The organism is Geodermatophilus sp. SYSU D00708, from assembly GCF_054050115.1.
Genome location: NZ_JBJGYS010000046.1, coordinates 21,312 through 28,029, shown reverse-complemented (window position 1 = coordinate 28,029; position 6,718 = coordinate 21,312). Strand labels below are relative to the sequence as shown.

Genomic DNA, 6,718 nt, shown 5'->3' with positions numbered 1-6,718 from the left:
CCCCCCCCCCCCCCCCCCCCCCCCCCCCCCCCCCCCCCCCCCCCCCCCCCCCCCCCCCCCCCCCCCCCCCCCCCCCCCCCCCCCCCCCCCCCCCCCACCGCGGGGTGCGGCGCGAGCGCGACCCGGGGCAGGCACGGGGCAGGCGCGACACCGGCACCGGTCGCGCCCGGGGTACCCGGCGGGCCAGGATCGGCACATGACCGACCCCCGCGCCGGACAGCCGGCCCGGCCCAGCGACCTCATCGACGTGGCCTCGCTGGTCACCGCCTACTACACGCGGGAACCCGACCCGGCCGACCCGTCCCAGCAGGTGGCGTTCGGCACCTCCGGCCACCGCGGCTCCGCCTTCGACGCCGCGTTCAACGAGGCGCACATCCTCGCCACCACCCAGGCGATCTGCGAGTACCGGGCGGCCCAGGGCTACGACGGTCCGCTGTTCCTCGGCCGGGACACCCACGCGCTGTCCGAGCCGGCCTGGGCCAGTGCGCTGGAGGTGCTCGCCGCCAACGACGTGACCGTGCTCGTCGACGCCGCCGGCCGGTACACGCCCACGCCGGCGGTGAGCCACGCGATCCTCACGGCCAACGCGGGGCGCACGTCGGGCCTGGCCGACGGCATCGTGGTCACGCCGTCGCACAACCCGCCCCGCGACGGCGGCTTCAAGTACAACCCGCCGTCCGGCGGCCCCGCGGACACCGACGCGACGAAGACCATCGCCGACCGCGCCAACGCGTTGCTGCGCGCCGGGCTGGACGGCGTCGAGCGGGTCCCGTTCACCCGGGCGCGGGCGGCGGCGCAGAGCCACGACTTCCTCGGCGCCTACGTCGACGACCTGCCGAACGTGCTCGACCTCGACGCCGTCCGGGACGCCGGGGTGCGGATCGGCGCCGACCCGCTGGGCGGGGCGAGCGTCGACTACTGGGGTGCGATCGCCGAGCGGCACCGCCTCGACCTCACCGTGGTCAACCCGCTGGTCGACCCCACCTGGCGGTTCATGACCCTGGACTGGGACGGCAAGATCCGCATGGACTGCTCCTCGCCGAGCGCGATGGCCTCGCTCATCGGCAAGCGCGCCGACTACGCGATCGCCACGGGCAACGACGCCGACGCCGACCGGCACGGCATCGTCACCCCCGACGGCGGGCTGATGAACCCCAACCACTTCCTCGCCGTGGCGATCTCCTACTTGTTCTCCCACCGGCCCGAGTGGGGCCAGGACACCGCCGTCGGCAAGACGCTGGTCTCGTCGTCCCTCATCGACCGGGTCGTCGCCGGGCTGGGCCGGCGGCTGGTGGAGGTGCCGGTCGGGTTCAAGTGGTTCGTCCCGGGCCTGCTCGACGGGTCGGTCGGGTTCGGCGGCGAGGAGTCGGCCGGCGCGTCGTTCCTGCGCCGGGACGGCCGGGTCTGGACGACGGACAAGGACGGCATCCTGCTCGCGCTGCTGGCCAGCGAGATCCAGGCGGTGACCGGCCGCTCGCCGTCCCAGCTGCACGCCGAGCTGACCGCGGAGTACGGGGAGTCCGCCTACGCCCGCGTCGACGCCCCGGCGTCCCGGGAGGAGAAGGCCCAGCTGGCCAAGCTGTCGCCGGAGGACGTCACCGCCACCGAGCTGGCCGGCGAGCCCATCACCGCCAAGCTCACCCGGGCGCCCGGCAACGACGCCGCGATCGGCGGCCTCAAGGTGGTCACCGAGAACGCCTGGTTCGCCGCCCGGCCCTCGGGCACCGAGGACGTCTACAAGGTGTACGCGGAGTCGTTCAAGGGCTCTGACCACCTGGCGCAGGTGCAGGAGGAGGCGCGCGCCGTCGTCAGCGCCTCCCTCGGGGGATGACGCGCCCGCTCACCGGGTGAGCAGCCCGCCGACCAGCATCAGCGCCAGGAACAACACGGGGAGGCCGGCCAGCAGGGTCACCTGCTGCCGGGTGAACGGGACCATGTCGGCGCCCGTCCGCGGGTCGAGCACCCGGTCGGCGGAGCGCCCGTCGCGGGCGGAGACGACGAAGCGTGCGGTGCAGCAGGCCAGCACCAGGGCGGCGACGGCGGAGACGAGCCAGGCGGGCAGCCCGAACAGCGAGGTCTCCCGCGCGCCGAGCGACCACAGGCCGTCGGCCAGGGAGAAGGCGGCCAGGCCGGTCACCACCGCGACCACCAGGTCCGACCACCGCAGCCCCCGTCGCAGGGTGCGCCAGGGCCCGCCCGTGGTGATGCCGAGCGCCCCAGCGACCTCCCCGGCGTACTCCTTGGGGGTCCCGAAGGCCTGCTGTGGGTTCTCCCCGGTCTCGGCGACGTGGCTCTGCACCTCCGCCAGCACCTCGCCGATTCGGGAACCGGGGACATCGAGCATGCGCAACCGCAGCAGCAGGTCGTCGCACCAGGCCTGGTCGGCACCGTTCAGGACATGGCTCATGGCGGGCTCCTCAGGACCGATGGGACGGGGCGAGCAGCAGGCCGGTGGCCCGCTCGGTGAAGACCTGCCACTGCTCGGTGCGGCCGCGCAACGCGTCGGCACCCTGTGGCGTGAGGGTGAAGAACTTGCGACCGGGGCCGTTCTCGCCGGCCGCCCACGCCGAGGTCACCAGCCCCTCGCCCTCCAGACGGGTCAGGATCGGGTAGAGCGTCCCGCCCTTGACCACGCCCAGGCCCGACTCCTGCAGACGGACGGCGATCGCATAGCCGTAGGTGGGGCCGTCAGCGACGACCCGCAGGACACAGAGGGAGAGGACGCCGCGCAGCCACTCTCCTGGCCACCGCTCCGCTTCCACGCGCTAGACGGTACGGCTGACTAGTCAGGCGCACAAGCTAGTAACCGCGGCCCGCGAGCGGCGGTTTCCGGGAGAACCGGCGACGATCGGAGGATGGCTGCGCAACTCGACGTGGTGGACCTGGTGCGGGAGCTCGTCGGCCGGACGACGATCTCGGGGGACGCGGCCGCGCAGCGCGACCTCCTGGGCGCGCTCACCGACGTGCTCCGCGAGCGCGCCCCGCACCTGCAGGTCACGGAGGGCCGCGACCGCGACCACCCCTGGACCCTGCTGCGGACGCCGGCCGACCCCGACCGGCCGAACCTGCTGCTGGCCTGCCACGTCGACACCGTGCCGGTGCCCGACCCCACCGCCTGGCAGCGCGACCCCTTCGGCGCCGACCTCGACCAGGGCCGGGTGTGGGGCCGGGGCGCCAGCGACATGAAGGCCGGGGTGGTCGCGGCGGTCGCGGCGCTGGCGGCCGCCGACCCGCAGACGCCGGTCGCGCTGCTGCTCACCAGCGACGAGGAGATCGGCTCGAAGGGCGCCGCGGCCGCGGCTGCCGCGGTCGCCGACCAGTCGGTGGGGGCGGTCATCGTCCCCGAGGCGACCGGCAACGAGGTCGTCCTCGGGCACAAGGGCGCGCTGTGGCTCGCCGCCCGGACGGCGGGCCGGGCCGCGCACGGCAGCACGCCCGAGCGAGGGCACAACGCCGTCCTGGACCTCGTGGCGGTCCTCGGGCGGGCCGGGGGTGCGCTGCCGCTGCGCAGCGACGGGTTCCTCGGCACCGAGACGTGGAACCCGGGCGTGGTCACCGGTGGCACCGTGCCCAACGTCGTCCCCGACCGCGCCGAGGCCGTCATCGACATGCGCACCGTCGCCGACGGCGCACCGCTCCTGGCCTGGTGGCGCGACCAGCCGGAGGTGGCCGACGTGGAGGTCCGGGTGGACCTGCCGCCGGTCGGCACCCCCGCCGACGACCCGTGGGTCGCCTCGCTGCCCGCGACCGTGCGGTCCACGCCGGCCACCTACTTCACCGACGCGTCGGTGCTCGGCCAGGTGGTCGGTGGCGCGCCCATCGTCGTGTGGGGGCCGGGCACGCCCGCGGTGATGCACGCCGTCGACGAGTACGTGGAGCTCGCCGAGCTGGAGCAGGCCGCGGCGGTGTTCTCCGACGTCGTCACCCGTTGGCGGGGGTGACGGTCCGCGCCTGCACGTCAGCAGCAACGGTCGGCTGCAGACTGGCCGCATGCACGGGGACGGACAGGAGCACGGCTGGGACGCGGTCCCGCCGGGACAGCAGTCGACGCCGACGGGCCACGGACAGCCTCCGGGGCACGTCCCCGCCGGCTACGGACCGCCGCCGCCCCAGGTGCCCGTTCCCGGCTACGACCCGTCGGCGTCCTCCGGCCCTCCGCCGGCGTACGGCCCTCCGCCGGGACACGGTCCCGGCTGGGGGTGGTCGCCGGCAGCAGTGGCGTGGCCTGACGGGCCGGCGCGCCCCGGCGTGGCCACCGCGGCGATCGTCCTCGGGTTCGTCACCGGCGGGCTGACCGCGCTGGCCTCCCTGTTCTTCCTGATCGCCGTGGCCTCCGGTGGGAACGATCCCGTCACGGTGCTCCTCCTGCTCGGCCTGCCCTGCGCCGTGGGACTGATCGCCGGGGCGGCCCAGCTGCTGCAGCGCCGTACGCCGGCCCTGCTGTTCGGATCCGCGGTGGCCGCGGTCGCGGTGCTGCTGCTGACGCTGGTCACGGGGTGGGTCGCGTTCGACGACGGCGACGACCGGGTGGGATTGACGATGTTCCTGCTGCTGGCCGCGCCGCTACCGGTGCTCACCGCGGTCTACGCCCGGCTCCGCCGGGTGACCGGCTGGGCGGGAGCAGCCGCCGGGTGACCGGCCGGGCGGGGCCAGGCTCGGGGTGAGCCTCTGGACGGGGGCCGCAGCGACGCGGGAGTGCGCGCCCCGTCAGCGGCGGCGGGCGGCCTTGTCGGCGTACATGGCCTCGTCGGCCTCCCGCACCAGCAGCTCGAAGGCCAGCTCCGGGTCGGTGCCGCCGCCCACCGTGCCGATCCCGATGCTCATGCTGAGCGGGATGGTCACCGCGTCCACCCGCAGGGGCTCGGTGACGGTGTGCCGCAGCCGGTCGGCCAGCGCCTCGGCGTCCTCGCGCTCGCTGTTCTCGCAGACGATGCTGAACTCGTCACCACCGACGCGGGCGGCGGTGTCGCTGGCCCGCAGCACCGACACCAGCCGCTCGGCGAAGGCGATGAGGACGGCGTCGCCGACCGGGTGGCCGTACTCGTCGTTGATCTCCTTGAACCCGTCGAGGTCGATGCCGAGCACGCAGGTGGGGGTGCGCTCCCGGTGCCCGCGCTCCAGCGCGTGACGCAACCGGTCGCCGAACAGGATCCGGTTGGGCAGGCCGGTGAGCGGGTCGTGCAGCGAGCGGTGGACCAGCGCGGCCTCCAGCGCCTTGCGCTCGGTGATGTCCTCGACGATCGCCACGACGTGCGGCGGGTCGCCCTCCGGCGACGCCTCCACCCACGACGACGTGACCTGCACCGGCACCACGCTGCCGTCCTGGCGCACCAGGCGGGTCTCGTGGCGCATCGTCCGGCGCCGCTCGACCAGCTCGGTGTAGGCCTCGGCCGTGGACATCGCGTCCTCGGGGTGGATGAGCTCGAGCACCGAGCAGCCGTAGAGGTCGTCGGTGCTCCGGCCGAGCATCGCGGTGAAGGCGGGGTTGGCGTCGACCAGCAGGCCGGACGGCGTGGCGAGGACGATGCCCATCGGGGCGTTGGCGAACGCGCTCCGGCGATCCGCCGGGGGGAGCGTGCCGGCCACGTTCGTCACATCCCACCTCCCTGCCGCACATTCTGCGCAGATCATGGGCGAATCGCTGCAAGTTCTCAGTCTGGGATGCCCCGTCCCGTTCCACGTGGAACCTCGCCGCGGGGCAGGATGGGAGCTGCACCTGACCGCGCGACGAGGGGGCTGCCGTGAACGAGTTCGACCTGGTGCTGCCGGCCGCCGTCGACGTCCGCGAGGTGGGCATGCGCGACGGGCTGCAGCTCGAGGCCCCGGTGCCGCTGGAGGCCAAGCTGCGGATGCTGGAGGCCCTGGTCGCGACCGGTGTGCGGCGGATCGAGGCGACCTCCTTCGTCTCGCCGAAGGCCGTCCCCGCGCTGGCCGACGCGGATGCGGTCGCCGCCGAGCTCTCCCGGTGGGGCGGGGTCCACTGGTCGGCCCTGGTGGCCAACCCGCGCGGCGCGACCCGGGCGGTGGACGCCGGCGTGCCGAACCTGGAGTACGTCGTCTCGGCCTCCGACGGGCACAGCCGGGCCAACGCCGGGCGCTCCACCGCCGAGGCGGTCGGCGCCGTGGCGGAGATCGCCGGCCTCGCCCACGGCGCGGGCGGCTCGCTGGAGGTCATCATCGCCACCGCCTGGGACTGCCCGTTCGACGGCCGCACCCCGATCGGCCGGACGGTCGACGTCGCGCGGGCCGCGGTCACGGCCGGCGCCGACCAGCTCTGTCTCGGCGACACCATCGGGACGACGACGCCGCTGCGGGTGGTCCAGCTGCTGGACGCCGTCCGCCGCGCCTGCCCCGGCGTCCCGGTCGGCGTCCACTTCCACGACACCCGCGGCACCGGCCAGGCCAACGCCCTGGCCGCCGTCCAGGCGGGGGTCACCCAGCTGGACTCGTCGGTCGGCGGCCTCGGCGGCTGCCCGTTCGCTCCCGGCGCGAGCGGCAACATCGCCACCGAGGAGCTGGTCTACATGCTCGAGGAGTCCGGCGTGCGCACCGGGCTGGACCTCGACGCCGTCCTGGCCGCCGCACGGGTGACCGAGGACGCCGTCGGCCACGAGCTGCCCAGCTCGCTGTACCGCGCCGGCGGCCGCTCGGTCCCCCGCGACGCCGCGGCCGTCGGCTGACACCGCGACTGACGCCTGGCGGAAGACCGGCGGCCGGA

Annotated in this window: 7 protein-coding genes; 4 read left to right on the top strand and 3 right to left on the bottom strand. The window is 75.2% G+C overall.

What is annotated here, in order from left to right:
• The first annotated feature begins 196 nt into the window (after positions 1 to 196).
• Positions 197 to 1,831 carry a phosphoglucomutase (alpha-D-glucose-1,6-bisphosphate-dependent) gene (gene pgm, locus ACI79D_RS23890; protein ID WP_456921022.1) on the top strand — a complete coding sequence of 545 codons (1,635 nt, stop codon included), beginning with the start codon at positions 197 to 199 and terminating at the stop codon, positions 1,829 to 1,831.
• 9 nt (positions 1,832 to 1,840) lie between these two features.
• On the opposite strand, the gene ACI79D_RS23885 is transcribed toward pgm, so the two are convergent.
• Positions 1,841 to 2,407 (bottom strand): hypothetical protein, encoded by a 567-nt coding sequence (locus ACI79D_RS23885; RefSeq protein WP_456921021.1) that lies wholly within the window; start codon positions 2,405 to 2,407, stop codon positions 1,841 to 1,843.
• 10 nt (positions 2,408 to 2,417) lie between these two features.
• Complete coding sequence (locus ACI79D_RS23880; RefSeq protein ID WP_456921020.1) at positions 2,418 to 2,762, bottom strand: PadR family transcriptional regulator; 345 nt, start codon at positions 2,760 to 2,762, stop codon at positions 2,418 to 2,420.
• 93 nt (positions 2,763 to 2,855) lie between these two features.
• Between ACI79D_RS23880 and ACI79D_RS23875 the strand changes: the two genes are divergently transcribed.
• Together ACI79D_RS23875 and ACI79D_RS23870 are read left to right on the top strand one after the other, a co-directional pair.
• Entirely contained in the window at positions 2,856 to 3,941 is a 1,086-nt protein-coding gene (locus tag ACI79D_RS23875; protein WP_456921019.1) for a M20 family metallopeptidase, read from the top strand.
• Between the two features lie 274 nt (positions 3,942 to 4,215).
• On the top strand, positions 4,216 to 4,635 hold the full coding sequence (locus ACI79D_RS23870) for a hypothetical protein (protein WP_456921018.1): 420 nt from the start codon (positions 4,216 to 4,218) through the stop codon (positions 4,633 to 4,635).
• 72 nt (positions 4,636 to 4,707) lie between these two features.
• Here the strand turns inward: ACI79D_RS23870 and ACI79D_RS23865 are convergent, their stop codons facing one another.
• On the bottom strand, positions 4,708 to 5,586 hold the full coding sequence (locus ACI79D_RS23865) for a diguanylate cyclase domain-containing protein (RefSeq protein WP_456921017.1): 879 nt from the start codon (positions 5,584 to 5,586) through the stop codon (positions 4,708 to 4,710).
• Positions 5,587 to 5,741: 155 nt separating this feature from the next.
• Between ACI79D_RS23865 and ACI79D_RS23860 the strand changes: the two genes are divergently transcribed.
• On the top strand, positions 5,742 to 6,680 hold the full coding sequence (locus tag ACI79D_RS23860; RefSeq protein ID WP_456921016.1) for a hydroxymethylglutaryl-CoA lyase: 939 nt from the start codon (positions 5,742 to 5,744) through the stop codon (positions 6,678 to 6,680).
• Positions 6,681 to 6,718 lie beyond the last annotated feature (38 nt).

Coding starts and splice junctions, on each gene's coding strand:
- ACI79D_RS23875 (WP_456921019.1), top strand. CDS start 2,856: ATGGCTGCGCAACTCGACGTGGTGGACCTGGTGCGGGAGCTCGTCGGC.
- ACI79D_RS23885 (WP_456921021.1), bottom strand. CDS start 2,407: ATGAGCCATGTCCTGAACGGTGCCGACCAGGCCTGGTGCGACGACCTG.
- pgm (WP_456921022.1), top strand. CDS start 197: ATGACCGACCCCCGCGCCGGACAGCCGGCCCGGCCCAGCGACCTCATC.